The sequence below is a fragment of the Nocardiopsis rhodophaea genome (assembly GCF_039530945.1).
Classification (GTDB): domain Bacteria; phylum Actinomycetota; class Actinomycetes; order Streptosporangiales; family Streptosporangiaceae; genus Nocardiopsis_C; species Nocardiopsis_C rhodophaea.
Genome location: NZ_BAAAPC010000004.1, coordinates 39,716 through 64,143, shown reverse-complemented (window position 1 = coordinate 64,143; position 24,428 = coordinate 39,716). Strand labels below are relative to the sequence as shown.

Annotated in this window: 20 protein-coding genes; 4 read left to right on the top strand and 16 right to left on the bottom strand. The window is 72.1% G+C overall.

Annotated elements, in window-relative coordinates; genetic code table 11:
• Window positions 1-97: 97 nt before the first annotated feature.
• The 6 genes from ABD259_RS05535 to hutH form a co-directional block, all read right to left on the bottom strand.
• Window positions 98-1,198 carry a GNAT family N-acetyltransferase gene (locus ABD259_RS05535; protein WP_344100243.1) on the bottom strand — a complete coding sequence of 367 codons (1,101 nt, stop codon included), beginning with the start codon at window positions 1,196-1,198 and terminating at the stop codon, window positions 98-100.
• A 240-nt stretch (window positions 1,199-1,438) separates the two neighbouring features.
• Window positions 1,439-2,650, bottom strand: coding sequence for an imidazolonepropionase (hutI, locus tag ABD259_RS05530; RefSeq protein WP_344099797.1), 1,212 nt, complete (start codon window positions 2,648-2,650; stop codon window positions 1,439-1,441).
• Window positions 2,651-2,717: 67 nt separating this feature from the next.
• Window positions 2,718-4,130 (bottom strand): formimidoylglutamate deiminase, encoded by a 1,413-nt coding sequence (locus ABD259_RS05525; protein ID WP_344160875.1) that lies wholly within the window; start codon window positions 4,128-4,130, stop codon window positions 2,718-2,720.
• Between the two features lie 158 nt (window positions 4,131-4,288).
• Window positions 4,289-5,509: an allantoate amidohydrolase gene (locus ABD259_RS05520; protein ID WP_344160623.1), complete on the bottom strand. Its 1,221-nt coding sequence runs from the start codon at window positions 5,507-5,509 to the stop codon at window positions 4,289-4,291.
• Window positions 5,510-5,639: 130 nt separating this feature from the next.
• Window positions 5,640-7,331, bottom strand: coding sequence for a urocanate hydratase (hutU, locus tag ABD259_RS05515; RefSeq protein WP_344160620.1), 1,692 nt, complete (start codon window positions 7,329-7,331; stop codon window positions 5,640-5,642).
• A gap of 41 nt (window positions 7,332-7,372) precedes the next feature.
• Complete coding sequence (gene hutH / locus ABD259_RS05510) at window positions 7,373-8,917, bottom strand: histidine ammonia-lyase (protein ID WP_344160617.1); 1,545 nt, start codon at window positions 8,915-8,917, stop codon at window positions 7,373-7,375.
• A gap of 68 nt (window positions 8,918-8,985) precedes the next feature.
• On the opposite strand from hutH, the gene ABD259_RS05505 reads away from it, so the two are divergent.
• From ABD259_RS05505 to ABD259_RS05495, 3 genes are all read left to right on the top strand, one after another.
• The gene (locus tag ABD259_RS05505; RefSeq protein ID WP_344160615.1) at window positions 8,986-9,219 is read left to right on the top strand and encodes a hypothetical protein; all 234 of its coding nucleotides are present in this window, start codon (window positions 8,986-8,988) and stop codon (window positions 9,217-9,219) included.
• 817 nt (window positions 9,220-10,036) lie between these two features.
• Complete coding sequence (locus ABD259_RS05500; RefSeq protein WP_344160613.1) at window positions 10,037-10,804, top strand: IclR family transcriptional regulator; 768 nt, start codon at window positions 10,037-10,039, stop codon at window positions 10,802-10,804.
• A gap of 160 nt (window positions 10,805-10,964) precedes the next feature.
• A complete protein-coding gene (locus tag ABD259_RS05495; RefSeq protein WP_344160610.1) occupies window positions 10,965-11,780 on the top strand; it encodes a class I SAM-dependent methyltransferase in 816 nt (271 codons plus the stop codon).
• A gap of 100 nt (window positions 11,781-11,880) precedes the next feature.
• Here ABD259_RS05495 and ABD259_RS05490 read toward each other — a convergent pair whose 3' ends face one another.
• From ABD259_RS05490 to uvrC, 9 genes are all read right to left on the bottom strand, one after another.
• On the bottom strand, window positions 11,881-12,252 hold the full coding sequence (locus ABD259_RS05490) for an RNA polymerase-binding protein RbpA (RefSeq protein WP_017618074.1): 372 nt from the start codon (window positions 12,250-12,252) through the stop codon (window positions 11,881-11,883).
• Between the two features lie 117 nt (window positions 12,253-12,369).
• Window positions 12,370-12,606: a preprotein translocase subunit SecG gene (gene secG / locus ABD259_RS05485; protein WP_344099782.1), complete on the bottom strand. Its 237-nt coding sequence runs from the start codon at window positions 12,604-12,606 to the stop codon at window positions 12,370-12,372.
• Window positions 12,607-12,971: 365 nt separating this feature from the next.
• Window positions 12,972-13,757 (bottom strand): triose-phosphate isomerase, encoded by a 786-nt coding sequence (gene tpiA, locus ABD259_RS05480; RefSeq protein ID WP_344160607.1) that lies wholly within the window; start codon window positions 13,755-13,757, stop codon window positions 12,972-12,974.
• Between the two features lie 46 nt (window positions 13,758-13,803).
• Entirely contained in the window at window positions 13,804-14,991 is a 1,188-nt protein-coding gene (locus ABD259_RS05475) for a phosphoglycerate kinase (protein WP_344160604.1), read from the bottom strand.
• Window positions 14,992-15,131: 140 nt separating this feature from the next.
• Window positions 15,132-16,136, bottom strand: coding sequence for a type I glyceraldehyde-3-phosphate dehydrogenase (gene gap / locus ABD259_RS05470; protein ID WP_344099775.1), 1,005 nt, complete (start codon window positions 16,134-16,136; stop codon window positions 15,132-15,134).
• Window positions 16,137-16,535: 399 nt separating this feature from the next.
• The gene (whiA, locus tag ABD259_RS05465) at window positions 16,536-17,516 is read right to left on the bottom strand and encodes a DNA-binding protein WhiA (protein ID WP_344099773.1); all 981 of its coding nucleotides are present in this window, start codon (window positions 17,514-17,516) and stop codon (window positions 16,536-16,538) included.
• Window positions 17,517-17,904: 388 nt separating this feature from the next.
• Complete coding sequence (locus tag ABD259_RS05460; RefSeq protein WP_344160601.1) at window positions 17,905-18,924, bottom strand: gluconeogenesis factor YvcK family protein; 1,020 nt, start codon at window positions 18,922-18,924, stop codon at window positions 17,905-17,907.
• A 294-nt stretch (window positions 18,925-19,218) separates the two neighbouring features.
• Window positions 19,219-20,103, bottom strand: a complete 885-nt coding sequence (rapZ, locus tag ABD259_RS05455) for an RNase adapter RapZ (protein WP_344099769.1) — start codon at window positions 20,101-20,103, stop codon at window positions 19,219-19,221.
• A gap of 102 nt (window positions 20,104-20,205) precedes the next feature.
• Complete coding sequence (gene uvrC, locus ABD259_RS05450; RefSeq protein ID WP_344099767.1) at window positions 20,206-22,323, bottom strand: excinuclease ABC subunit UvrC; 2,118 nt, start codon at window positions 22,321-22,323, stop codon at window positions 20,206-20,208.
• Window positions 22,324-22,563: 240 nt separating this feature from the next.
• Between uvrC and ABD259_RS05445 the strand changes: the two genes are divergently transcribed.
• A complete protein-coding gene (locus tag ABD259_RS05445; protein WP_344160598.1) occupies window positions 22,564-23,769 on the top strand; it encodes a mechanosensitive ion channel family protein in 1,206 nt (401 codons plus the stop codon).
• A 168-nt stretch (window positions 23,770-23,937) separates the two neighbouring features.
• Here ABD259_RS05445 and ABD259_RS05440 read toward each other — a convergent pair whose 3' ends face one another.
• Window positions 23,938-24,348, bottom strand: a complete 411-nt coding sequence (locus tag ABD259_RS05440) for a Rieske (2Fe-2S) protein (RefSeq protein WP_344099763.1) — start codon at window positions 24,346-24,348, stop codon at window positions 23,938-23,940.
• Window positions 24,349-24,428: the final 80 nt, after the last annotated feature.

The window sequence follows — 24,428 nt, the reverse complement described above, 5'->3', positions numbered from 1 at the left end:
CCATGGCGCGGACCCCGCCTCGTGTTCTTCTCGTCTTCTCATCGTCCTGGTTGGTCCTGTCGCGGCCCGGTGGCGACCTTCCGCCCGGCCCCCGCCGTCAGCCCATGGGGCCGCCGGGCGCTCCGGACTGGCTCATCAGGGTCATCAACCGCCCGGGCCGACGCGACGGCACCGTCCCCGCGACCGGCAGCCGGGCCTGGACGACACCCTGGCGCGGCGGGCTCACCGAGGCGCCCAGCCGTCGCATGATCCGCAGCATCGACCGGTTGCCCGGCGTGGTCTCGGCGCGGACTTCCGCGAGCCCCCAGTCGGCGGCGATCGCGGTCAGTGCCCGTGCGAGGGCCGTCCCGACCCCCGTTCCCTGCCAGGCGTCCTCGACGAGGAACGCGATCTCCCCCACCCCGGGATCGAGCGTGTACATCAGGTGGGCCAGGGCGACGGGTTCACCGCCCTTGAGCGACCGCGCGGCCAGGGTCAGGCCGCGTTCGGGGTCGCAGAAGACGCCGAGCATCCGCGGGCTGAGCTCGCGCACGTTGGAGAGGTAGCGGCGGCGCGTCGTCTCCGCCGAGCAGCGCCGGTGCAGGCGCTGCAGGGCGGCGGCGTCCCCGGCCCCCACCTGCCAGACGTAGATGTCGGTGCCGTGGTGGGTGACGACGGCGCCGTCGGTGGGAGCGGGACCCGCCGACGGGAGCACGGAGCGGACCAGGGCGTCGGCGCGGGCCGACTCGGTCCAGGTGAACGGCTGGTCCTCGCGGCGCAGCCGGACGCCGCGCAGCGGGCCGACCGGCACCAGCAGGGTGCTCTCGGGTTCCTCGGGGAACTCGGGCACGGGCTGGGTGAGGTTGGTCCACCGGCCATCGTCGGCGAGCAGGAGCTCGGCCAGCGCCTCGGGCAGCCGGTTGGGTTCGCGCTGCAGCCGCGCGGTGAGCAGGAGGCCGCGGGTGACGTCGTCGCCTACTTCGCGGCGCTCGGCGGGGACGGCGATCACGGAGTCCGTGACGCTGCGCTGACTGACCGCGCGCAGCAGCGAGTGGTGCTCTCCGGGGATGTCGACGATGAACTCATCGACCACCCCGGCGGCGTCGGTGTGGATGGACAGGCCCACGATGTTTCCGCCGTGGGCGGCCATCGTCTCGACCACCCCGGCGAGCTGACCTGGCCGGTCGTCGACGACCGTTCGGATCCGCCACAGGGTCATGAGCACTCCCTCTTCAGATGGGCGCATTCCCACCGCGATACGGCGTTGGATCGGCGGTAGAAATGCGCCGAGTCGCTCCGAGTCTGCTTACCCTATGTTTCCGGCAGGCTACGGGGAGGTTAGCGTCGCCATCAACCCGGAACCGTTGCGGTGTCGGGGATTGCGCCGGTGCGAGGTGCTGTTCCCCCGGGGCAGGGAGTGACGTGGAGTGACGGAAGATCCCGGGAGTGACGGCCGTGCTCAGGGGCGGCCGCTGACGATCTCCCCGTCCTTCCACACCGCGGCGACCTGGGGGACGCCGGGGCGGTAGGCGAGGTAGATGTGGTTGGGCGCGTCCAGTAGCGCGAGATCGGCGCGGGCGCCGACACCCAGGTGGCCCACGTCGGTGCGGCGCAGGGCGCGCGCTCCGCCCGCGGTCGCCGCCCACAGCGCCTCGTCGGGGGTCATCCGCATCTCCCGCACCGCCAGGGCGATACAGAAGGCGATGCTGGAGGTGAAACAGGAGCCGGGGTTGCAGTCCCCGGCCAGGGCGACCGTCGCACCGGCGTCGAGCAGGGCGCGGGCATCGGGGTAGGGCTGGCGGGTGGAGAAGTCCACGCCGGGGAGGAGGGTGGCGACCGTGCCGTCGCCGCTCTTGGCCGACTGGGCGAGGGCGTCCACGTCGTCGCCGGTCAGGTAGGTGCAGTGGTCCACCGAGGCGGCGCCGACCTCGACGGCCAGCCGCACGCCCGGCCCTGCGCCGAGCTGGTTGCCGTGCACACGCGCGCGCAGCCCCCGCCCCTGTCCGGCGGCGAGGATACGCCGCGACGCCTCCTCGTCGAACGCGCCGCGTTCGCAGAACACGTCGATCCAGCGCGCGTGCGGGGCGCAGGCGTCCAGCATGGGGCCGGTGACGAGGTCGACGTACCCGCCGGGGTCGTCGGTGTACTCCGGGGGGACGATGTGGGCGCCGAGGAAGGTGACCTCGTCGGTGAGACGCTCGGCCACCCGCAGGGCGCGCTCCTCGTCGGCGACGCTGAGCCCGTAGCCGGACTTGATCTCCAATGTCGTGGTGCCCTGGGCGTGCGCTTCCCGCAAAAGGCGGGTCGCGTTGCCCAGCAGGTCGGCGTCGCCCGCGGCGCGCGTGGCGGCGACCGTGGTGCGGATCCCGCCGGCCGCGTAGGGCTGCCCGCTCATCCGGGCGGCGAACTCGCGGCTGCGGTCACCAGCGAAGACGATGTGGGAGTGGCTGTCGACGAAGCCGGGGATGACGCAGCGCCCGTTCGCGTCCACGCGGACGTCGGCCTCGGGGGCTCGCGCGCGGGCCCCAACCCAGGCGACACGGCCCTCCTCGATCAGCAGCGCGGCGTCGGCGAGTTCGCCCAGCGGCCCCTCCCCCAGGCCGGGGTCGTTGGTGACGAGGGTGCCGATCCCGTCGATCAGTACGGAGGTCGGCGCGGCCGGTGCGGTCATCTGCGGTGCTCCTTGTCGTCGGGTTCTCGTCCGCGCGCGGGTTCCCGGCCCGCTCGGGCGCGGCGTGTCAGCGGTTCCGCGCGGCCGGCGCGTACAGCTCGGTGATGGCGGCGTCGAGCTCGCGGGCGGTGTCGGGGACGGTCAGGTGCGCGCCGTCGCGGACGATCCACCGGCCGTCGGCCATGACGTGCCGAACGTCGGCGGCGGTGGCGGCGAACACGACGGCGTCGCTGGCGCGGGCGGGGTCGAGCCCGGCGAGCCGGATGCTGTCCAGGCGCAGGGTGACCAGGTCGGCGCGGGCTCCGGGGGTGAGCGCGCCCGCCTCGGCGGTGGTCTCGGAGATCCAGCCGAGGGACGCGTGCCCGTGCAGGGTGGCGGCGGTCCGCAGGGCCGAGGGTGTGAGGACGCCGCGCCGGCCGGTGCGCAGCCGCTCGTGCAGCTCCGCGCCGCGCATCTCCTCGAACATGTCGATCTGCGCGTGCTGGTCGGTGCCCAAGGAGAGGGCGGCGGGGCCGGTGCCGTCCGCGGCGTCGCCCGCCACCAGGTCGCCGGTGCGGGCGATGCCGTCGGCCAGGTCCCGCTCGGTCGTCAGGCACAGGCAGACCGTGGCACGCGCCGCCCGGACGGCGCTGACGTCGGCGTCGGTGAGGTGGGTGGCGTGCACCAGGCTGGTGCGGGTGCCGAGCGCGCCGGCGTCCGCGAGCAGGGCGGCGGGGGTGCGGCCGTAGGCGGCAGCGCACGCCGTGTTCTCGGCGCGCTGCTCGGAGAGGTGGACGTGGAGGGGGGCCTCGCGGGCCTCGGCCCAGGCGGCGACGCCGGGGATCTGCGCGGCGGGGACAGCGCGCACCGAGTGCACGGCCGCGCCGAGGCGGGCGTGGTCGCCCTGCGGCCGGAAGGCGTCCACCCGGGCGGCCCAGGCGTCGGCGTCGCCGTCACCGAAGCGCAGCTGCGTGCCGTCGAGGGGGGTATGCCCGCCCTCGGCGGACAGGCCGCCGGACAGGTAGCAGGTGTCGAGGAGGGTGATGCGGATCCCGGCGTCGGCCGCGGCGGCGACCAGGGCCGCGCTCATCGCGTTGGGGTCGGCGTACGGTACGCCGGCACGGTCGTGGTGCAGGTAGTGGAACTCGCCGACGCAGGTGATACCGGCCAGCGCCATCTCCGCGTACACCGCGCGGGCGAGCCGGTGGTAGGAGTCGGGGGTGAGCCGGTCGGCAACCTCGTACATGCGCTCGCGCCAGGTCCAAAACGAGCCGCCGTCGCCGTGGGTGCGCCCGCGCAGGGCGCGGTGGAAGGCGTGGGAGTGGGCGTTGGCGAGCCCGGCCATGGTGAGGCCGGGCAGTCGCTCGGCGTCGGCGGCCGGCGCCGATCCGGGGGTGACCGCGGCGATCCGGCCGTTGGCGCCGAGCTCGATCAGGACATCGGCCTCGACCGGGGCGTCGTCCCCGCCGGTCCAGGCCCACTCACACCAGTAGCGGCGCATGGTACTGCCCGCTGTGGTGCTCCCGGTTCCGGGCGCCCCGGGTGCCGGGCGCGGGTCGCGCCCAGTGTGGGAGGCACCGGAGTCCGGTCCCTGACCGGCGGAGGTGGGGCTGGGGCTCACTCGTTCTCCATTCTTCTCTCCAGCTGCCCGTCGCTGGGCTACGCGTCGCCGAGCAGGTCGGCCAGGACGTCGGCGAGGGCGACGACGCCCTGGTGGCAGTCCTCGGGACGGGCGAACTCCTGCGGGGCGTGGGAGATGCCGCTGGGATTGCGGACGAACAGCATCGCTGTGGGAACCGAGGCGGCGAGGACTCCGGCGTCGTGTCCGGCTCCGGTCGGGAGCACGGGGGCGGGGGTGCCGTCTCCGCCGACGACCGCGGCGATGTGGTCGCGCAGGGTGGGGTCGAAGTCGACGACGGGGGTGTAGGACTCCTCGAAGCGGGCGTGGAAGACGTTGTGTTCGTTGGCGGCGCGCCGGGCGGCCGCGTCGACGTGGCCGACGACCGCGTGCAGCGTCGCCTCATCGGGAGCGCGGGCGTCCAGCCAGGTGCGGACCCGGCTGGGGATCGCGTTGGTGCCGTTGGGGGCGACGTGCACCTTCCCGATGGTGGCCACGGCGTCGTGGGCCTCGGCCGCGGCGCGCGCGGCCAGCACGGTCTCGGCGAAGGGCAGCATCGGATCCTTGCGGTCGGCCAGGCGGGTCGTTCCGGCGTGGTCGCCCTGGCCGGAGAAGTCCATCCGCCACCGGCCGTGCGGCCACACGGAGCTGGCGACGCCGACAGCGGCGTCGGTGTGGATGAGCGCGGTGCCCTGCTCGACGTGGAGCTCGATGAAGACACCGACGCGGCCGAGGAGGTCGGGGTCGGCGCCGATGCGGCTGGGGTCGTGTCCGGCCTGTTCCATGGCGCGCTCCCAGGTGACGCCGTCGGCGTCGGTGAGCCCGAGGGCGCGTTCGGGGGTGATAGCTCCGGTGAGCAGCCGGGTCCCCAGGCACGGCACACCGAAGCGGGCGCCCTCCTCCTCAACGAAGACGGTGACGGCGAGCGGGCGGGAAGGGCGCACGCCGCGGCGCTTGAGCTCGTCCACCGCCGCCAGCGCGCTGACGACGCCGAGCGGGCCGTCGAAGGCGCCGCCGTCCGGGACGGAGTCCAGGTGGGAGCCGGTGACTACGGCGTCGGGTCCGGGCTCGCCCCACCACGCCCACAGGTTGCCGTTGCGGTCGGTCTCGACCGTCAGCCCGCGGGCGGTCGCCGCCGCGACGAACCACGCGCGAACGTCGGCGTCGGCCTCCCCCCAGGAGAAGCGCCGGTAGCCGCCGGTGGTCCGGTTCCGGCCCAAAGGTTCCAGGTCCGCCCAGAGTTGATCGAAGCCGTCGCTCATGCCCGCCCTCTGTCCTCGTCCTCGCTGGTCATGGATATCGCTGCCGTGGCACGTGCGTGGTCCCGTACCGGACGGCGGTGCCGGGGCTGGGGGAAGTCGGCCCCGGCACCGCCGTCCCGCCGGCGCGGGCCTAGCGCTCGCTCATCGGAACGCGCACCCCGTGCCGCCGGGCCACCTCCTGGGCCTCCGGGTAACCGGCGTCGACGTGCCGGATCACGCCCATGGCCGGGTCATTGGTGAGCACCCGCTCCAGCTTCATCGCGGCCAGGTCGGTGCCATCGGCGACCGTGACCTGGCCCGCGTGGATCGAGCGTCCCATGCCGACCCCGCCACCGTGGTGAATGGACACCCACGACGCGCCGGAAGAGGTGTTGACCAGAGCGTTGAGCAAGGGCCAGTCGGCGATCGCGTCGGAGCCGTCCTTCATCGCCTCGGTCTCCCGGTAGGGGGAGGCCACCGAGCCGGTGTCCAGATGGTCCCGGCCGATCGCGAGGGGCGCGCTGATCTCACCGGAGGCGACGAGCTCGTTGAAGCGCAGACCCGCCGCGGCGCGCTCGCCCTGGCCGAGCCAGCAGATGCGGGCGGGCAGCCCCTGGTAGGCCACGCGCTCCCCGGCCATGCGGATCCACCGGATCAGATGCTCGTTGTCGGGGAAGAGCTCGCAGATAGCTTGGTCGGTGCGGGCGATGTCGCTGGGGTCGCCGGACAGCGCCGCCCACCGGAAGGGGCCCTTGCCCTCGCAGAAGAGCGGTCGGATGTAGGCGGGCACGAAACCGGGGAAGTCGAACGCGCGGGCGAATCCGGCGGTTTTGGCCTCGCCGCGGATCGAGTTGCCGTAGTCGAACACCTCGGCCCCGGCGTCCATGAACCCGACCATCGCCTCGACGTGCGCGGCCATCGAGGCGCGCGCCCGCTCGGTGAACTCTTCGGGCTTGGCGGCGGCGTAGTCGCGCCATTCCTCGAAGGGCACCCCCACCGGTAGGTAGGCCAGCGGATCGTGGGCGGAGGTCTGGTCGGTGACGATGTCGATGGGGGCGCCGCGGCGCAGCATCTCGGGTACCACGTCGGCGGCGTTCCCGAGCAGGCCGACGGACAGCGGGCGGCGGGCGTCGCGCGCCTCGACGGCCAGGCGCAGCGCCTCGTCGATGCTGTCGGTGCGCGCGTCCAGGTAGCGGTGCTCGATGCGGCGGTCGATGCGGCTGGAGTCGCACTCCACCACGATGGCGACACCGTCGTTCATGGTGACGGCGAGCGGCTGGGCGCCGCCCATGCCGCCGAGGCCGGCGGTGAGGGTGATGGTCCCGGCGAGCGTCCCGTCGCCCTGCCCGCCGGAGCGGCCGAGCTTGCGGGCGACCGCTCCGAAGGTCTCGTAGGTGCCCTGGAGGATGCCCTGGGTACCGATGTAGATCCACGACCCGGCGGTCATCTGCCCGTACATGGTGAGGCCAAGCGCCTCCAGGCGGCGGAACTCCTCCCAGTTCGCCCAGTCGCCGACGAGGTTGCTGTTGGCGATGAGGACGCGCGGCGCCCACTCATGAGTGCGCATGATGCCGACGGGGCGGCCGGACTGCACGAGCAGGGTCTCGTCAGCCTCCAGGTCGCGCAGGGACGCGGAGATGCGGTCGAAGCTGGGCCAGTCGCGGGCGGCCCGGCCGGTTCCGCCGTAGACGACGAGGTCGTCGGGGTGCTCGGCGACCTCCGGGTCGAGGTTGTTATGGAGCATCCGCAGGGCGGCCTCCTGCTGCCAGCCCTTGGCGGAGATCGCGGTGCCGCGCGGTGCGCGCACGGGGCGCGGGCCGGAGGTCGCGTTGTGGGTTGTCATGTGGTCGATTCCCCTTTCCCCTTCTGGGTCACGTGGGGCGATTAGGCGAGCGGGGTAACGGATTCGGCCGCATCGAGGACGGAACCGTCGGCGATGAGGGCGGCCACCGCGTCGATCTCGGGCGCCAGGTAGCGATCCGGCCCGGGGCCGGGGACCCGCTCGCGCAGGGTGCGCACCACGGCGCCGGTGGCGGGCGCGGGCAGCAGGGGGGAGCGCAGGTCCAGGGCGCGGGCGGCGGTGAGGAGCTCCACGGCCAGGACACGGGTCAGGCCGTCGATGGCGCGGCGCAGCTTGCGCGCGGCCGACCAGCCCATGGAGACGTGGTCCTCCTGCATGGCCGAGCTCGGGATGGAGTCGACACTGGCGGGCATGGCCAGGCGCTTGAGCTCGGAGACGATCGCGGCCTGGGTGTACTGGGCGATCATGTGGCCGGAGTCCACGCCGGGGTCGTCGGCGAGGAACGCGGGCAGGCCGTGGGATCGGGCGACGTCGAGCATGCGGTCGGTGCGGCGCTCGGCGATGGAGCCGAGGTCGGCGACGGCGACGGCGAGGAAGTCGAGCACGTAGCCCACGGGCGCGCCGTGGAAGTTGCCGTTGGACTCCACCCGGCCGTCGTCCAGGACGACGGGGTTGTCGATGATGGCGGCGAGTTCGCGCATGGCCACGTTGCGGGCGTGGTCGAGGGTGTCGCGCGCTGCGCCGGTGACCTGGGGCGCGCAGCGCAGCGAGTAGGCGTCCTGGACCCGGGTGCAGTCGGGCCCGCGGTGGGAGGCCACGATCGGCGAGTCAGCGAGCAGGTTGCGCAGGTTGCGCGCCGAGGCCGCCTGGCCGGGGTGGGGGCGCAGCTCTTGCAGGTCGGCGGCGAAGACCCGGTCCGTGCCGAGCAGCGCCTCGACACTCATGGCGGCGCTGATGTCGGAGACGCGGACCAGCCGGTCGAGATCGTGGCAGGCCAACAGCAGCATGCCGAGCATGCCGTCGGTGCCGTTGATCAGGGCGAGCCCTTCCTTGGCGCCGAGTTCCACCGGGCGCAGCCCGGCGCTGTGCAGCGCTGTGTAGGCGGAGGTGAGCGTGCCGTCGGCGGTGCGGACCTCGCCCTCGCCCATGAGCGCGAGCGCGATGTGGGAGAGCGGCGCGAGGTCGCCGGAGCAGCCGAGGCTGCCGTATTCGCGCACGATGGGGGTGATGTCGGCGTTGAGCATGGCCGCGAGGGTCTCGGCGGTCACAACCTGCACACCGGTGTTACCGGAGGCCAGCGTGCGCAGTCGGAGCAGCATGAGGGCGCGCACGACCTCGCGCTCGACCTCGGCCCCGGTCCCCGCGGCGTGCGAGCGGATCAGCGACCGCTGCAGCTTGGCGCGCAGGTCGGGGGCGATGTGCCGGGTGGCGAGCGCACCGAATCCGGTGCTCACCCCGTAGGCGGGGACCTCACCGGCGGCCAGCGCCAGCACCCGCTCGCGCCCTTCGGTCAGGGCTTTGCGCGCGTCGTCGGTGATCTGGACGCGCGCCCCGTCGCGCGCGACGGCGACGACGTCCTGGGGACGCAGTGGTTCGCGGCCGACCGGAATCTCAAGGGTGGTGGACATGCACCCATTGCACGCCCTTCGCACCGTTCTCGCGAGGGGTAACACGCGGGATGTGTCTGAGATTTCAGATGACCCGCCATGACCCACCGGCCGTCGTCATGCCCATCCCGGAGCCCGGGACACCCGATATCGGCCAGCAGCGTGGGACCGCGTCCTGCGGCCCCCGCGCCGATCGGAGCGAGCGGCGCCGGGCCAGCGTCGGCGACGACCGGCACGCCGCACGGCTTCCCGACGGGGTGGTGCTGGCAGCAGCGACACGGCGGCGGGGTGGGGCACCCCCGCCCGCCAACGGGTGGACATGAGCGGCCCTGTACGAGCGGGCGAGTACCGTCCGGACGTCGGTTGCGGTAAGGGACAGGGGACGGTCGCGGGCGGGCACATCTGCACGGCCGACCCGCCGGAACTCCTGGCCTCGGCTGCGCGTGAGGGGCATGCCGCGTTCCGAAAGCGCCATCCCTGCACAAGCACCTTCCGCGGGTGATCACGGCCGGGAATGCGATTCTGTCCGCTTGGTATCACGGGGTTATCGCAGCGAGTAACGGATCGAGGACGTCGGCGGGTGTGCGCCAGTTGAGGTCCTAGCGGGCATTCCACCACCTTCATCACGTGCGATGCCGCAACAGCCACAGGAAGCCACCCCCGCTGTGCCGGGAGCATTCCCGTGGTCCCGGGCTCCGGGCCGAAGGCGGCCCGCAGCGCGCGGGCGGAGATGCCGGTGCCCGCCCCCACGTCGATGAGCAGGGCCGGGCCCCCGCCCCGCGCCGCGGTGCCCGCGCGCACATAGGCGGTGATCCGGTCCAGCGCGGCCCGGGGGTAGCTGGGCCGGAAGCGCTCGTAGAGGCCGGCCAGGTCGTTGAACCGCTGCGTGTCGTCGATGACGCTCACCCGTTTTCCGTCCCCCCATCATCGGGAGCAGGGCACCCGCCCCCCGCCTCCGCGTCGCCGCTTTCCCCGCTCCGCAGAGAGGCGTCGCGGTGCGCATGCCCCGACCATCGGCCGTCCCCCGCCAGGGACGGGCACGGGGACACCGGTGGAGCCCTGCGGCGGGGGACGATCACCATGGCCCGGCACGGTCCCGGACCGGCCGGAGGCGGTCGCGCTCCGTGGCACAATCGCGTGATGACTCACGTTCCGGCGGCCACCCGGGCACTGCGGTTGCTCAGGTTCCTCGCGACGCGTTCCGGGCCGGTGTCGGCGACAGCCATCGCCGCCGAGCTGGGCCTGCCGCGCTCCAGCGTCTACCAGCTGCTGGAGGCGATGGCCGAGGAAGGGTTCGTGACCCACCTGCCCGAGGAGCACCGCTGGGGCCTCGGCCTGGCGGCGTTCGAGATCGGGTCGGCCTACCTGCGCCACGACCCGCTGGAGCGCCTGGCCCGCCCGCTGCTGGAGCGGCTGACGGAGGAAACCGGCGCGACCGCGCACCTCGGTGTGCTGCACGGCGCCGACACGCTCTACCTGCTCAAGGAACAGCCGCCGCACGCGCCGACACTCATCACCGGCGTCGGAGTGCGCCTGCCCGCACACCTCACCGCGTCGGGACGGGCCCTACTGGCCCACCTGCCCCGCGCCCAGGTGCGGGCGCTCTACCCCACCTCCGACAGCTTCGTGACCCGCACCGGTCTCGGTCCCGCATCCCCCAGCGAGCTGCGCGAACTCCTCGGCCGCGAGCGGCGGCAGGGCTACGCGATCGAGGAGGGACAGGTGACCGAGGGGTTCTCGTCGGTGGCAGCCGCGGCCTTCGACCACAACGGCGCCCCGGTCGCCTCGATCAGCCTCACCATCCCCTCCGCGCGCCCGGTCACCCCGGCCGCGCTGGCGGCCCGCGCCCGCGACGCCGCCGCCGAACTGACCCGGCGGCTGGGCGGCAGGATACCCCAACCGTCCTGAAGCGCGGGGGTGCCACCACCGCGCCCCGTGCCCGACGCGCCGCACCCTCTCCCCCGGCGCCCCCGGCCACCGGGTACAACTGAAGCTGTACGCGTCCCGCGGTCCCGCTCCGGCGCACCGCGAGCGGGACGGGGCCGCCGTGGCAGGGGACGGAAAACGGGTGAGCGTCATCGACGACACGCAGCGGTTCAACGACCTGGCCGGCCTCTACGAGCGCTTCCGGCCCAGCTACCCCCGGGCCGCGCTGGACCGGATCACCGCCTATGTGCGCGCGGGCACCGCGGCGCGGGGCGGGGGCCCGGCCCTGCTCATCGACGTGGGGGCGGGCACCGGCATCTCCGCCCGCGCGCTGCGGGCCGCCTTCGGCCCGGAGCCCGAGATCATCGGCGTGGAACCGGGGGTGGGCATGCGCACGACAGCCGAGTCGGAGCACGGCCCCGGCGGCCCCCGCGAGGCGATGGACATCCGGTTCATCGAGGGAACGGCCGAGTCCCTGCCCGCGGCGAACGGGACCGCCTCACTGGTCATGGCGGCGCAGGCCGCGCACTGGTTCGACCGTCCGGCCTTCTACGCCGAGGCGGTCCGCGTGCTGCGCCCCGGCGGGGCGGTGGCGCTGATGGCCAACGACAAGGACGGGGAGCGCAGCGCCCTCGTCGACGAGTACGAGACGTTTCTCGAACGCCACGGCGACGGCTACTCACGGCACTACCGCGACATCGACTTCGCCGCGGAACTGAACCGCGTGGACGGGCTCGGCGACCCTGACGACAGCGCCACGCCCTGGGTACGCACGCTGGAACCCGACGCGTTCATCGGCCTGGCGATGTCGACCACCATGATGCAGCCGGTCGTGCGGCGCCTCGGCCAGGAGCGGATCTCGGCCGAGCTGCGCGCCCTGCTGGAGCGCCACGGCGCCACGACCCAGGTCGAGCTTGCCTACGTGACCCGGCTGCACCTGCGCCGGCGCCGACACTGAGGCCGCGCGGGACGACCCCGGATACGACAACGGCGCCCGCGGCCCCCTGCGAGGACCACGGGCGCCGCGATGTCTGCGTCCGGCCCCGGCCGGCCACGCCTCAGTTGGCGTTGGCCCGCATGTAGGCCTCGACCTCGGCGCGGTCGGCGCGCAGCTTGGCGAGAGCCTCGTCCAGGATGGCCTGGCCCTCCTCGTCGCTGCGGCGCTCCTTCACGTAGGCGAGGTGCGTCTTGTACGGCTCGGTGCGCGGCGGGGCCGGGGGGTTATGCGGGTCCTTGCCCGCCGGGAAACCGCACCGGGGGCAGTCCCACTCCTCGGGAACCTGCGCCTCGTGCGCGAAGCTCGGCACAACCTCATGATTGTTGGCGCAGTAGAACGGAACCCGGATACGCGGCGCGGACTCACCGCGCTCGGCCTCGCCCATGGGACCGGCGCCGACGCGGCTGCCACGGATGGCGCTGCCACTACCCACGAAAAACTCCTTCGGCGGACATACCCCACGACGGGGGACAACGGACACGCGCCCCACACAGCGGCGGGGCGCGTCACACGCACACCCGCGCCGTGCGGGCGCGAGGCGCGGACGGACCTACACGCCCCGGTTGATGAGCAGACCGAGCACGACCACGCACACGATCCAGATGAGACCCGTGGCGATTGTCAGCCGGTCGAGGTTGCGCTCCACCACCGACGATCCGCCCAGCGAAGAGGTCACACCGCCGCCGAACAGGTCGGAGAGGCCACCGCCCTTGCCCTTGTGGAGGAGCACCAGCAGGATCAGCAGCACGCTGCAGAGCATCACGACAATGGACAGACCGATGATCACGCTCTCACCCGTAACTCGACCCCGACGAGGGGGAATTGACGACCTAGATCCAACGACCGCAGGAGGGCCCCGCCGGGGCGGGGTCATGGGCCAGACGGAGGAGGGACCGGGGACGTTGCTCGATTTTACCGTGCACCACAACGACACACGGACACTGCAGGAAAATACCTTCCGCGCAGTCTAACGCGCGCGGAGGACCATTCCGTTCCGACCTCGGCCGAACGAATCGCGTCTCGCTCCGCCGCTGGTCGGGCCGCGCGGGCCGACAACGTCACGGTCCCGTGACGCGGCGCGGGCCCGACCGCCAGGGGCGGGCCCGGCCACGTCCGTCGGTCATCCGTTCATAGCCGCTCAGCAGCGGTATATCACTTCTCCTCGCCGAGGCGGGCCAGTTTCACGAATTCGTCGGGCTTAAGGCTGGCGCCACCGACGAGCGCGCCGTCGACGTCGGCCTTGGCCATGATCCCGGCGATGTTGTCGGCCTTGACCGAGCCGCCGTACAGGACGCGCGTCTCGCGGGAGACCTCGGGCGTGTAGAGCTCGCCGATGCGCTGGCGCAGCGCCGCGCAGACCTCCTGCGCGTCGTCGGGCGTGGCGACCTCGCCGGTGCCGATGGCCCAGACCGGCTCATAGGCGATGACCAGCCGGGCGGCCTGCTCGGCGGTGACGTCCTTCAGGGCACCCTCAAGCTGGGCCAGGGTGTGGGCGACCTGGTTGCCGGCCTTGCGGACCTCCAGCCCCTCTCCCAGGCACAGGATCGGGGTGATGTCGTTAGCGAACGCCGCCTTGACCTTGGCGTTGACGATAGCGTCGTCCTCGTGGTGGTATTCGCGCCGCTCGGAGTGCCCGGCCAGGGCGTAGGAGCAGCCGAGCTTGGCCAGCATCGCGCCGGAGACCTCGCCGGTGTAGGCGCCCTTGTCGTGCTGCGAGATGTCCTGGGCGCCGTAGCCGATCCGCAGCTTGTCGCCGTCGACCAGGGTCTGGACGGTCCTCAGGCTGGTGAACGGCGGAAGCACGACGATCTCAGCGGCGTCGAAGTCGGCGTCGTTCAGAGCGAACGCCAGCTTCTGGACGAGAGCGATCGACTCCAGGTGGTTGTTGTTGAGCTTCCAGTTGCCCGCGATCAGCGGTTTGCGCTGGGCGTTTGCCATGGTGTTTCGGTGTCCTCGACTGCGGTGGTGGGCGTCGGTCAGGTGGTCAGTCGTCGAGCGCCTCGATGCCCGGCAGGGTCTTGCCCTCCAGGTACTCCAGGCTCGCCCCGCCGCCGGTCGAGATGTGCCCGAAGGCCTTCTCGTCGAAGCCGAGCGCGCGAACGGCGGCGGCGGAGTCGCCGCCACCCACGACCGTGAACGCGCCGGAGCCGATGAGCGCCTCGGCCAGGCCGCGGGTGCCGTGCGAGTAGGGTTCCATCTCGAAGACCCCCATGGGGCCGTTCCAGAAGATGGTGCGGGCGTCGGCGAGCTTGGCGGCGAAGAGCTCGACGCTCTTCGGCCCGATGTCCAGGCCCATACGGTCGGCGGGGATGGCGTCGGCGTCGACCGGGCCGTGCGGCGCGTCGGCCGCGAACGCCTCGGCGGCGACGACGTCGACCGGCAGCACGATCTCCACGCCCTGCTCCTGGGCCCGCTGCAAATAGCCCTGGACCGTCTCGACCTGGTCGGCCTCCAGCAGGCTGCTGCCGACCTCGTACCCGCGCGCCTTGAGGAAGGTGTAGACCATGCCGCCGCCGATGATGAGGCGGTCGGCGGTGTTGAGCAGGTTGTCGATGACGTCGAGCTTGTCGGAGACCTTGGCACCGCCGAGGACGACCGCGTAGGGGCGGTCGGGGTCGCTGGTCAGCCTGCGCAGCACCTCGACCTCGGCGAGTACCAGTCCGCCGACGGCGTGCGGCAGCCGCTGCGGCAGGTCGTAGACGCTGGCGTGCTTGCGGTGCACAGCGCCGAACCCGTCGCCGACATACAGGTCGGCGAGCCGGGCCAGGCGGTCGGCGAACGCGCCCCGCTCGGCGTCGTCCTTGCTGGTCTCCCCGGCTTCGAAGCGCAGGTTCTCCAGCAGCGCGACGTCGCCGTCGGCCAGTGCGGCGCTCACGGCGGCGGCCGACTCCCCGGAGGTGTCGGTCGCGAAGGCGACCTCGGTGCCGAGCAGCTCGCCGAGCCGGGCGGCGACGGGGCGCAGCGTGTACTGCGGGTCGGGCGCGCCCTTCGGCCGACCGAGGTGGGCGGCGACGATGACGCGGGCGCCGCGCTCGCGCAGCTTGGCGATGGTGGGCAGGGCTGCGCGAATCCGGCCGTCGTCGGTGATGCGGTCACCGTCGAGCGGGACGTTGAGGTCGGCCCGGACGAACACGCGCTTGCCGGAGACGTCGAGGTCCTCGATCGTCCGCATGTGAGTTTCTCCTTCTTCCGCGGTGGTGGCGCGCGCGAAACCGCCTCGTACAGAACCGCCCTGTACATGGGAGCGGTGGCGCCCCTCCGCACATCGAAGGGGCGCCACCCCGGTGCTCACACGGCCGAACCCGGTGACGGTTACAGTTTGGAGCCGACCAGCTTGGCCAGGTCCACGAGGCGGTTGGAGTAGCCCCACTCGTTGTCGTACCAGCCGATGATCTTGACCGTGTTGCCGAAGGCCATGGTCAGGCTCGCGTCGAAGGTGCAGGAGGGCGAGGTGCCGACGATGTCGGAGGAGACGATCGGGTCCTCCGTGTAGGTCAGCACCTGCTTGAGCGGGCCCTCAGCGGCGGCCTTGAACGCGGCGTTGACCTCGTCCTTGGTGACCTCGCGCTCCAGCTCGACCACCAGGTCGGTGACGGAGCCGTCCGGAACCGGGACGCGCATGGCGATGCCGTCCAGCTTGCCCTGGAGCTCCGGCAGCACCAGGGCGGTGGCCTTGGCGGCGCCCGTGGTGGTCGGGATGATGTTCTGTCCGGCCGCGCGCGCCCGGCGCAGGTCCTTGTGCGGGAAGTCCAGGATGACCTGGTCGTTGGTGTACGCGTGGGTCGTGGTCATCAGACCCTTGACGATGCCGAAGCTGTCCAGCAGCGTCTTGGCCATCGGCGCCACACAGTTGGTGGTGCAGGAGGCGTTGGACAGGATGTGGTGCTGGGCGGGGTCGTACTTGTCGTCGTTGACGCCCATGACGACGGTCAGGTCTTCGCCCTTGGCCGGAGCGGAGATGATGACCTTCTTAGCACCGGCGTCGATGTGCTTCTTGGCGTCCTCGGCCTTGGTGAAGCGGCCGGTGGACTCGATCACGACGTCGACCCCGAGGTCGCTCCACGGCAGCTGGGCCGGGTCGCGCTCCTCGATGGCCTTGACCGAGGCGTTGCCGACGCGGATGGTGTCGCCCTCCACCGCGACGTCGCCGTCGAGGGTGCCCAGCACGGTGTCGTACTTGAGCAGGTGAGCGAGCGTGGCGTTGTCGGTGAGGTCGTTGACCGCGACGATCTCCACCTCGCTGCCGGCGGCCTGGGCCGCCCGCCAGAAGTTGCGGCCGATCCGGCCGAATCCGTTGACGCCTACACGGATGGTCACGGAACCAGTCTCCTCACTTGTTGCATGCTTTGACGATCGCCGCACCGACGAGGCATAGGTTGTACCGGCCCGGCGAAGATGCGCGCTGGGGTCGAAACCGAGCTTAGCGGAGTAGTGGCAGGTGACGATGTCCGCCCTGCCTTCGACGGCCTGCTCCGCGAGCACCCCCGCCATGGTGGCACCCTGGCCGAGCAGAGGTCTATACCATTTTCCAAAGTTATCCCGACATCGCCGCTGTTCACACAGGGCAACACTGGCCGCTGGGCGACGCGATATCCACCGGGCGGCCGGCCCCGGGACCAGGACGCTTTGCCCCGCGGTCCCGGCCGCAGTGCCACCCCCTCGTCACGCCCCGGGGAAGCCGCCCCTCAAAGCGCGGCCGGGCCCCACGGCGACGGCCTATGGCACCAGCATGTCCGGGGTCAGGTTGGCGTCGGTGCCCGGGATGCCGAGGTCGGAGGCGCGCTTGTCGGCCATGGCGAGCAGCCGTCGGATGCGGCCGGCGATCGCGTCCTTGGTCAGCGGCGGCGTGGACAGCTGGCCCAGCTCCTCCAGCGACGCCTGCTTGTGGGCCAGCCGCAGCTGCCCCGCCGCGACCAGGTGGTCGGGGGCCTCATCACCGAGGATCTCCAGGGCCCGCTCCACCCGCGCGCCGGCGGCCACCGCCGCGCGGGCGCTGCGGCGCAGATTGGCGTCGTCGAAGTTGGCCAGCCGGTTGGCGGTGGCCCGCACCTCGCGGCGCATCCGCCGTTCCTCCCAGGTCAGTACGCTCTGGTGCGCCCCCAGGAGAGTGAGCAGTGCCCCGATGGAGTCGCCGTCGCGCACGACGACCCGGTCCACCCCCCGCACCTCGCGCGCCTTGGCGTGCACCTTCAGCCGCCGCGCCGCGCCGACGAGGGCCAGGGCGGCCTCCGGGCCGGGGCAGGTGACCTCCAGCGACATCGAGCGCCCGGGCTCGGTCAGCGACCCGTGGGCGATGAACGCGCCCCGCCACGCCGACTCCGCGTCACACGAACCACCCGCCACGACATGCCGCGGCAGCCCGCGCACCGGCCGCCCGTTGTTGTCGATCAGCCCGGTCTGGCGGGCGAAGCTCTCGCCGTCCTTGATGACCCGGACGACGTAGCGGTTGCCCTTGCGCAGGCCGCTGGGGGACAGAACGACGACCTCGGACTCGTGCCCGAACACCTCGGAGATGTCCTTGCGCAACCGGCGGGCGGCCGCCCCCGTGTCGAGTTCGGCCTCGATTACGATGCGTCCGCCGACGAGGTGCAGACCGCCGGTGAACCGGAGGATCGTGGAGACCTCTGCCTTCCGACAGCATGGCTTGAGAACGGTCAGCCTGCTCAACTCGTCCTTCACCACACCGGTCATCGCCATGGATGCGGTCCTCCCCCTGGAATTCGTCGCGGTTCTCCCCCCACGCCTGCGGGGTCCTCGCCATCGCGAGGCGGCCGCGATCGCCACAGGGGCGACGACTCACGCACGGGTGGGTGCGAACGCAGCGGCCTCGTACGCAGACTACTGGCCAACAGCCGGTACGCCACTCCCCTGGCCGCGTGTCCGATCTCCCTGGTCGAACCGGCGAGTCGCGTTCTTCCCTCTTCCAACGATCTTGGTAGGAATAGGGCCGCCGCCCCGCCGACCTGCGGCCGTCTTCGCTCAGAGCACCGCACTGTCCATTCCCGCGCCGGCTCCGCCCGGAGCCGGTCCCCGCCCCGCGGCGGTGCCGCGGAGCGGGTGGCGCAACGCGGACCGCCGGTTTCGGTCAGCCTCGAATAATGTCGTCGAAGGCGGCGGCGAGCAGCTCATGGTCGTGGCGCGGCGAGCCGTCGGGCGCGCCGACGTCGGCCAGCACCAGGCGTCCGCCGAGCGCCTTGGCGGCCTCGATCAGCCGCGTTGTGTCCTCCACCACACCCCGGTCGGCCAGCACCACGTCCACCCGCAGGTCCGGCGCGTGAGCGGCCAGTACCTCCAGGTAGGTCTCGGGCTGGAAGCCGTCGGTCTCGCCCCGCTGCGGCGACAGGTTGAGGGTCACGATCCGGCGCGCCGGAGTGGCCACCAGGGCTTCGGCCAGCTCGGGGACCAGCAGGTGCGGCAGCACGCTGGTGAACCAGGAGCCGGGGCCGAACACCACCCAGTCGGCCTCCCGGACCGCCTTGAGCGCCTGCGGGAAGGCGGGCGGGTTCTGCGGGATCAGCGAGATCGAACGCACCCGGCCGCGCGTGCTCGCGCAGGCCACCTGGCCGCGCACGGTGGTGATGTCATGGGGCCGCGCGGGATCGACGCCCTGCACCTCGGCGGCGATGTCCAGCGGTACCGAGGACATCGGCAGAACGCGCCCGTGCGCGCCGAGCAGCTGGCCCACCCAGTCGAGTCCGGCCACCGAGTCGCCGAGCAGCTCCCACAGCGCGACGATGAGCAGGTTGCCGACGGCGTGGCCGTGCAGCTCGCCCTCGGATCGGAAGCGGTGCTGGATGACCTCGCTCCAGGTGTGGCCCCACTCGTCGTCGCCGCACAGCGCGGCCAGCGCCATGCGCAGGTCGCCCGGGGGCAGCACCCCCAGCTCGCGGCGGAGCCGGCCACTCGACCCGCCGTCGTCGGCAACGGTGACCACTCCGGTGAGGTCGGTGGTAACGCGGCGCAGCGCCGACAGCGAGGCGTGCAGCCCGTGGCCGCCGCCCAGGGCCACGACGCGCGGGGGGAGACCGTCCTCAGCGGCGTCCGCCGCCCGTCGGTCCGGGTCGGCGCGTCCGCTGTCGTCGCGCGCCTGCGTGTTGCCTGACATCAGTGTCGTGTACCTCGTACCTTTTCTTGCCCGCTTCTTCCTGCCCGCTTCTCATCCGCGGTCCGTGCCCGAAGCAGGGTGCCCGCGCCGCACACGTCGAAGAGCTCCGCGCCACCGAGGGTGAACGTGCCAATGCTAGGGATCCCGGCGCCCTTTGGCCATCCGGGCGCGGCGACGGGGTCCGCGCCGGGGCTCCGCCACGGCCCCGCGTCGCGGCCGTCCGCCCGCTCCACCGCAGGTCCCCGCAGACGACCGGACGTCCGGGAGCGCCGCGCTGCCCGTTCGGGGCCGAAATCACTCGCGGCCGAGGTCCCGGTGGACCACGTGCACTTCGATCCCCTGCTCGCGCAGGCGCTCACCGAAGCGCTCCGCCATGGCCACACTGCGGTGCTTCCCGCCGGTGCAACCCACGGCGAACGTCATGTAGTGCTTGCCCTCCCGCTGGTAGCCCGCGAGGATCAGGCGCAGGACCTCGGTGTAGGCGTCCAGCATCTCCTTGGCGCCCTCCTGGGCCAGGACGTACTCGCGCACCGGGGTGTCGCGCCCGTTCATCGGACGCAGCTCGGGAATCCAGTGCGGGTTGGGCAGGAAGCGGCAGTCGAGGACCAGGTCGGCGTCGACGGGCAGGCCGTGCTTGAACCCGAACGAGACCACGTTCGCGCGTGGACGCGCCTCCTCGGCCCCGCCGAAGAAGCCGATGACCTTCGCCTTGAGCTGGTGCACGTTGAGCTGCGAGGTGTCGATGACCAGGTCGGCCTCGCCCCGGATGGCGCGCAGGGTCTCGCGCTCGCGCGCGATGCCGTCGGTGAGCCGGCCGTCGCCCTGCAGCGGGTGCGGGCGGCGCACGCTCTCGAATCTGCGGACCAGTTCGTCATCGCCCGCCTCCAGGAACACCACGCGCGCGATGATGCCGCGCGAGCGCAGCTCCTCCACGGTGGACAGCAGGTCCTCGGTGAAGGCCATGCTCCGGACGTCGACGACCGCGGCGACACGCGGGACCGCTCCCTGGGTACGCCCGGCGAGATCGATCATGGTCGGGAGCAGCCCCGGCGGGAGATTGTCGACCACGAACCAGTCGAGGTCCTCCAGCGCCCGCGCGGCCGTGCTCCGACCCGCACCCGACATACCCGTGACAATGACGATCTCGGGCGGGAGTTCCCCGCTGAGATTGTTCGTCATCCGTCCCCTCTCCCCCAATTCGCGATGGGTCTTCGCCACTGGTCCTCATTCACGCGCGCTTCGTCGCGCGCTCCCGCGTCCCCCGCTTGTGGGCCTCCGACGCTAGCCGCCCTCGTTGTCCGGCGCGTTACGGCGCGGCTCACAGTTTGCGTCGTCCGCGCTCGCGCTGCCGGAGCCACCCGCGTCCGGTTCCGGCGCCTCCGTGGTGGTGGCCGTGGCCGCGCCGCCGTCCGCGCCGGACAACCGGTCGTGGATGGTCTGTGCGAGGCGCGGACCGATGCCGGGTACCTCAGCGATCTGCTCGGCCTCGGCCGCCGCCAGCCGCTTCACCGACCCGAAGTGCTTGATCAGCGCGGAGCGCCGGGCCGGGCCCAGGCCCGGAAGGTCGTCCAGCGCGCTTCCGGTGAGCGCCTTGGCCCGCTTCTGCCGGTGGTAGGCGATGGCGAAGCGGTGCGCCTCGTCGCGCACCCGCTGCAGCAGGTAGAGCCCCTCTCCGGCCCGTGGCAGGATGACCGGGTCCTCGTCGTCGGGCAGCCACACCTCTTCCAGACGCTTGGCCAGGCCGCACACCGCAATGTCGGAGATGCCCAGCTCGGCCATGGCCTGGTGCGCGGCCCGCACCTGCGGGAGTCCACCGTCCACCACCACCAGGTTAGGCGGGTAGGCGAACTTCCCGGGCCTGGCCGCGCCCTCACCGTTCTCCGACGCGGCGCCGTCGCCTGTGGCCCCGTCGCCCATGCGGGCGACCTCACCGTGTCGGCTGCTCTCCTCAAGGTAGCGGGTGAAGCGGCGTTTGATGACCTCGTGCATGGAGGCGACGTCGTTCTGCTCCTTGTCGCCCTTGCTCGTGCCGCGGACGCTGAAGCGCCGGTACTCCGATTTGCGCGCCAGGCCGTCTTCGAAGACCACCATCGAGGCCACAACGTGCTCGCCCATGAGGTTGGAGATGTCGAAGCACTCGATACGCAGAGGCGCCTCGTCCAGGCCGAGGGCCTCCTGGATCTCGTGCAGCGCGCGGCTGCGGGTGGTGAGGTCGCCGGCGCGCTGCGTCTTGTGCCGGGCCAGCGCCTGCTCGGCGTTTTTCGCCACGGTCTCCAGCAGGGTCTTCTTGTCGCCGCGCTGGGGCACCCGCAGGTTCACGTTTGCGCCGCGGCGTTCGCTGAGCCAGGCGATGACCGCCTCCCGGTCGGCGGGCTCCGCCGACACCAGCACCTCGCGGGGGATCGCCGACTCCGGGCCGCCGGGCGCTCCGTCATCGGCGGAGTCGCCGGCCCCCGCGCTGGTGGTGCCGCCGTACGTCTGGGCGAGGAAGCGCTCGACGAGTTCACCAGTGCCGACGTCCTCGACCTTGTCGACCACCCAGCCGCGCTGGCCGCGGATGCGCCCGCCGCGTACGTAGAACACCTGGACGGCGGCCTCCAGCGGGTCCTCGGCGAACGCGATCACGTCGCAGTCGGTGGCGTCGCCGAGCACCACGGCCTGCTTCTCCAGGGCGGTGCGCAGCGCCTCGATGTCGTCGCGGATGCGTGCGGCGCGCTCGTACTCCTGCTCGGCGGCGGCCTCGCGCATGCTCTGCTCCAGCCTCCGGATGAACCGGCTGGTGTCGCCCGCCATAAAGGCGCAGAAGTCCTCGGCCAACCGCCGGTGCTCCTCGGCGGAGACCCGCTCCACGCACGGCGCGGCGCACTTGCCGATGTACCCGAGCAGGCAGGGGCGGCCGCTGTTGCGGGCGCCCCGGAACACCCCGGCCGAGCAGGTCCGCACCGGGAAGACGCGGAGCAGCAGGTCGACGGTTTCGCGGATAGCCCAGGCGTGCCCGTAGGGGCCGAAGTAGCGCACTCCCTTGCGCTTGGCGCCGCGCATCACCTGCACACGCGGGTACTCCTCGTTGAGGGTGACCGCGAGGTAGGGGTAGCTCTTGTCGTCGCGGTACTTGACGTTGAAGCGCGGGTCGTACTCCTTGATCCAGGAGTACTCCAGTTGCAGCGCCTCCACCTCGGTTCCGACGACCGTCCAGTCGACGTCGGCGGCGGTGGACACCATGCTCTGCGTGCGCGGGTGCAGGGCGGCGAAGTCGTGGAAGTAGGAGGACAGCCGGGCCCGCAGGTTCTTGGCCTTGCCCACGTAGATGACCCGGCCGTGCTCGTCCAGGAACCGGTACACCCCGGGGGAGGTCGGAATGGAACCGGGACTGGGGCGCAGATGGGAACGGGCAGCCATAGCCCCATTCTCGTGGGCGAGGGTGACATTCGGCCAACTGGCGAGGCGCCGGCCTCCCGATCGGCTGTTCCGGGATCGGGCCGCCCGGCGGACCTAGGGTGGAAAACGCGGGCGGTGACCAGCGCGCATGCCATGCCTCACCCCGCAAACGTCACGATTCGGCATCTCGATGGCCTAGGTTGGGCGTGGTACTTGCCGATTATTCCGTTTCTCTCACGTTCTCTAAGGGGGACCGTTCCCGTGGATGCCGCACAGTGGACCGTGATCGGCGTCTCCGTCGCGATCTCCGTCCTGCTGGTGACGGTGGTGCACTGGCTGCTCACCCACCAGCTGTCCAAGGTCTGGCAGGTGGCCCCGCCCCTGGTCCGGCGGTGCCGCTACTCCGCCTACGCCGCGGCCATCGTCGTCGGGGTGAACATCGCGCGGCCGGACAAGACCGAGATGAAGGACACCGCGCTCTACCCGGTGATCCAGCACGTGCTGACGATCGCGATGATCATCACCCTGACCTGGCTCGCTATCACGGTCGCCTACGCGATCACCGACAGCGTGCTGGAGCGGCTCTCGACCAGCAACGGGGACGCCGACCGCCGCGCCCGGCGGCTGCAGACCCAGGTGCGCCTGCTGCGCCGGATCGTCGCCACCGTCATCGCCGTCATCGCCACGGCCGCGGTGCTGTTCACCTTCGACTCGGTGAAGCTGCTCGGCGCCGGGTTGCTGACGTCCGCGGGACTGATCGGCATCGTCGCCGGTGTCGCCGCCCAGTCGACACTGGGCAACCTCTTCGCCGGGCTGCAGTTGGCGTTCAGCGACTCGCTGCGGATCAACGACATCGTCGTGTTCGAGGGCAACTGGGGCCGGATCGAGGAGCTGAGCCTGACCAACGTGACGGTGCGGCTGTGGGACGAGCGGCGGCTGGTGGTGCCGGTCTCCCACTTCACCGGCCACGCGTTCGAGAACTGGACCAAGGAGAGCACGTCCATCACCGGATGGGTGATGCTCCGGGTCGACTGGAGTATTCCGATCGGACGGCTGCGCGAGGAGGTGGGCGACTTCGTCACTTCCCACCCGCTGTGGGACGGCCGCCGCTGGTCGCTGCAGGCCACCGACATCCTGGAGGGCGGCCTGGTCGAACTGCGCGCCGTGGCCACCACCGCCGACTCCGACGCGCGGTGGGATCTCTGCTGCGATCTGCGCGAGCACCTGATCGCCTTCATCACCACGAACTACCCGGACTCGCTGCCACGCCGCCGGACCGAGTTCGTGGTCCGGGACGGGGACGACGCCTACGCGGAGATCTTCCCCGACTCGGCGTTCCGGCGCCCCCACGCTCGGCCCCGGGGCACGGGCGGGGCTCCCGACGGGTCGCTGCGGGAGGAGGCGTCGGAGGGGTCCGAGGGGTCCAGACCCGACGGCGACGGCGATGGCGACGGAGACGGCACCTAAGCCCCTTCTCCCGTTCGCTCCCTGATCTCTACCTTCGCTCCCTGTCTTCACGGCTGCGGCGGCCCGCCACCCCGTCCCGCGCGCGGCCCGCCCCATATGGGGCGGGCCGCCGCAGCCGTGGTCGCACCTCGCGGGCACCCTCGCAGTGCCGTGTGACGGAGGGGTCGTCTACTCAGCCTCGTCGAGCACGATGTCGGTGCCGTTCACGGTGACCCCGAACTTCTCCAAAGGTTCGGTAGCCGGGCCCTTGAGCACCTCACCCGTCGCGATGTCGAACTCGCTGCCGTGGCACAGGCAGTGGATGTTGTCGGCCTCGGTGACCTCCTGGATCGTGCATCCGGCGTGGGTGCACACGGCGCTGTACGCCCGGAAGTCCCCCTTCTCCGGCTGGGTGATGACGAGCTTGTCGCGGACGATGACCTTGCCGCCGCCCTCGGGGATGTCCGTCGTCTGCGCGACCACCGTGCCCCGCAGTGCGTCCTGCGGCTTGGGACGGCCCTCGGCGCTCGAGCACGCGCTCGCCCCTACTACGGCGGCCCCCGCGGCCCCTGCCGCGCCGAGCAGCCGTCTCCGGCTCATTCCGCACGCACACGTCGCCCCCGCGTCCATCGCACGGCTCCCTTCGATCGAACCCAGAAAAGCACTACATAGCGTAGTAC

Bases quoted from the DNA above. Each gene is read 5' to 3' on its own strand.
- hutI (WP_344099797.1), bottom strand. From the start codon at position 2,650: ATGACCGCACCGGCCGCGCCGACCTCCGTACTGATCGACGGGATCGGC.
- ABD259_RS05500 (WP_344160613.1), top strand. From the start codon at position 10,037: ATGACTCACGTTCCGGCGGCCACCCGGGCACTGCGGTTGCTCAGGTTC.
- hutH (WP_344160617.1), bottom strand. From the start codon at position 8,917: ATGTCCACCACCCTTGAGATTCCGGTCGGCCGCGAACCACTGCGTCCC.
- uvrC (WP_344099767.1), bottom strand. From the start codon at position 22,323: ATGGCTGCCCGTTCCCATCTGCGCCCCAGTCCCGGTTCCATTCCGACC.
- tpiA (WP_344160607.1), bottom strand. From the start codon at position 13,757: ATGGCAAACGCCCAGCGCAAACCGCTGATCGCGGGCAACTGGAAGCTC.
- whiA (WP_344099773.1), bottom strand. From the start codon at position 17,516: ATGGCGATGACCGGTGTGGTGAAGGACGAGTTGAGCAGGCTGACCGTT.
- ABD259_RS05505 (WP_344160615.1), top strand. From the start codon at position 8,986: ATGACCCGCCATGACCCACCGGCCGTCGTCATGCCCATCCCGGAGCCC.
- ABD259_RS05535 (WP_344100243.1), bottom strand. From the start codon at position 1,198: ATGACCCTGTGGCGGATCCGAACGGTCGTCGACGACCGGCCAGGTCAG.
- ABD259_RS05475 (WP_344160604.1), bottom strand. From the start codon at position 14,991: ATGCGGACGATCGAGGACCTCGACGTCTCCGGCAAGCGCGTGTTCGTC.
- ABD259_RS05520 (WP_344160623.1), bottom strand. From the start codon at position 5,509: ATGAGCGACGGCTTCGATCAACTCTGGGCGGACCTGGAACCTTTGGGC.
- rapZ (WP_344099769.1), bottom strand. From the start codon at position 20,103: ATGACGAACAATCTCAGCGGGGAACTCCCGCCCGAGATCGTCATTGTC.
- ABD259_RS05525 (WP_344160875.1), bottom strand. From the start codon at position 4,130: ATGCGCCGCTACTGGTGTGAGTGGGCCTGGACCGGCGGGGACGACGCC.
- hutU (WP_344160620.1), bottom strand. From the start codon at position 7,331: ATGACAACCCACAACGCGACCTCCGGCCCGCGCCCCGTGCGCGCACCG.
- ABD259_RS05440 (WP_344099763.1), bottom strand. From the start codon at position 24,348: ATGAGCCGGAGACGGCTGCTCGGCGCGGCAGGGGCCGCGGGGGCCGCC.
- ABD259_RS05460 (WP_344160601.1), bottom strand. From the start codon at position 18,924: ATGTCAGGCAACACGCAGGCGCGCGACGACAGCGGACGCGCCGACCCG.